Source organism: Okeania sp. SIO2B9, assembly GCF_010672505.1.
Lineage (GTDB): Bacteria > Cyanobacteriota > Cyanobacteriia > Cyanobacteriales > Microcoleaceae > Okeania > Okeania hirsuta.
Window position 1 is genome coordinate 1 of sequence record NZ_JAAHGK010001220.1, and the last position, 2,294, is coordinate 2,294.

General features: G+C 32.3%; 1 protein-coding gene. It reads right to left on the reverse strand.

The genetic code is table 11. The annotated features are described in order from the left end of the window. Window positions 1–1,139: 1,139 nt before the first annotated feature. Window positions 1,140–2,150 carry a sulfotransferase domain-containing protein gene (locus tag F6K13_RS29130; protein WP_124146307.1) on the reverse strand — a complete coding sequence of 337 codons (1,011 nt, stop codon included), beginning with the start codon at window positions 2,148–2,150 and terminating at the stop codon, window positions 1,140–1,142. Window positions 2,151–2,294: the final 144 nt, after the last annotated feature.

Sequence of the window (2,294 nt, forward strand, 5' to 3'; positions counted from 1 at the left end):
ACATATTTTTAATAACTCCTAAAAACAAATAGTTAATGACTAACAACAAACCAGCAATTATCTTTTGATTTTGAGTTGAATATCTCGCCTCCTATAGAATATTTACAATTACTTGGGGTGTGAGTTCTCATCCACTTTTGACTTTTTCAGTCCTTCAGTCCTTACTTGTTCAATATTTACATCCGACATATTTTTAATAACTCCTAAAAACAAATAGTTAATGACTAACAACAAACCAGCAATTATCTTTTGATTTTGAGTTGAATATCTCGCCTCCTATAGAATATTTACAATTACTTGGGGTGTGAGTTCCCATCCACAGTATTTTGGCATTACAAGTAGTGGCGAGAATCAAAGATAAATGGGTTCTATAGAAAATATACTTCCTGTTTTCTCTTCTGAAAAGCTTTATCTGTAAGCTTTTTAAGGTTTAATAATTGGTTAAAAAAAACTTTTATATAAGTTAAATTTATAAAATTTTGTCAAATATATTTGGAATTTAAACTAATTTTTCCCAAAAAAGTTTAAATGAGCTATTTAGGGGGAAAAATGGGGATAATTTGAGTGCGATCGCGCTTTCCTTGGCCATTGATTAAAAGTTTTGATATGTAAGAAATATAGGGTGGTTGCTTGTGAAAAAATTTTCGTGTATTTTTGAGGTAAGTAATTCGCTCTGCGTAGGTGCTTATTAAGATGAAAAAGAGAATTAGTGAGTGGAAGTGCGTTCGCGTAGCGGAACGGAGTTCTATCGCATAGCGGAACGTAGTTTTATCAACTTTGGATATATTTTTTGACTACATCAATTTTTACCCAGGCAAAGATACCAAATGGGTTCTATAGGATATTTACCAATGGATAATTGATAATTAATAATTGATAATTAATCCCCAAAGGTTTAAAACCTCTCATGAGCAAGGAGACAAAAGCGGTCGAGGGATGGCGAGGTCTCCTCGCCATATCCAATTGACCAAGAGAAGAAATCAGATTTTCTGATATTCAATTCCGTAACAGTTTTAACCATAGGTAATTATCCATTATTCATTATCCATTATCAATTAATGAAAATTGGTTGGGGTGTGAGTCCTCATCCACTTTTTCCTTTTTCCAACTTCGGTCTTTCCTCATTCCTTATTCAATAATTACCAATTAAACTTCATTCCTAAATATTCCTCTAATCTCTGATTATGAGGTTGGAAATATTCAGATAATTGTTGACGGAGCAAATCGGAAATTGGTGCATAAGAACCAGAATTCAACTTTTTATATTTTGGCAGTTTATGTTCTGGCAAACCTAAAAAATCAAAAACTTGCTTCATGGTATCATTTGCCCCTTGATAAAGGTCTTCTCCTCTCAAAATTAAAAATTGTTCTCTGGGAAATACTTCTATCCATTTCTGCATAAATTCTATATAAACACCTCTCCCTATATAATTTCCCGGAAGTTGCCAATATTTTTTATCTCCTTGAGGTTGTTTCGGAGTAGTTTTGAGTATTTCTAATTCTTGATTAATAGCTACTTCAAAGGAGCGGTCTTCCCAGTTTAATCTTTGCCAATGATGGTATTGAGAAAAGGCTCTATCTACAGGATTTCTTAAAATGACTAATAGTTTAAGACCGGGTAGTAAACTATAGATTCTTTCTGCCACTTTATAATTGACTAAATAGTTAGGAGTAGCTTCTCCAGTAATAAAATTTTGTGACTTAGGAATGGAAGGAAAATGAGCCAAATACCAATCAATTCCTCGATGAAATTCTCCTGACCAAAAATGTGTTTCTTTCTTAATAGCTGGTAAAACTTGAGGATGTTGATTAATGTAATTTGCTAAAGAGGTTGTACCACTTTTTTGAGAACCGATAATAATGAAATTAGGACTTGATACGTTATGAAAATTCCAATGTTTTTCTACAAAAGTAGGATGGATTTTTTTTGTTTGGTTGTAACAGGCTTTTTTATAACTTCTAATGGCTGCTTCAATATTTCCGATTTTTGTGAAAATTTCCCCTAAATTGAGATGACAAAAAAAACTATTTTGCTCAATTTTGGTGGCATTTTGATATAAATTTAATACTTCCTCAAGCCTATTTTCTAATAAATTATTCCATAAGACTGAATGATGAGAAAACCAAGAATGTTCTGGTCTAAGTCTCACAGCTTCTAAGTGAGCGTTAATAGCTTCTTTTTTTTGATAATTGTGCAGAAAAGCATCAGCTAAGTTATAGTATGCACCAGAAAATTTTGGGTTGATAATAGTTGATTTACGGTAAGCAAAAATTGCTTCATCCCATCGTTGTTA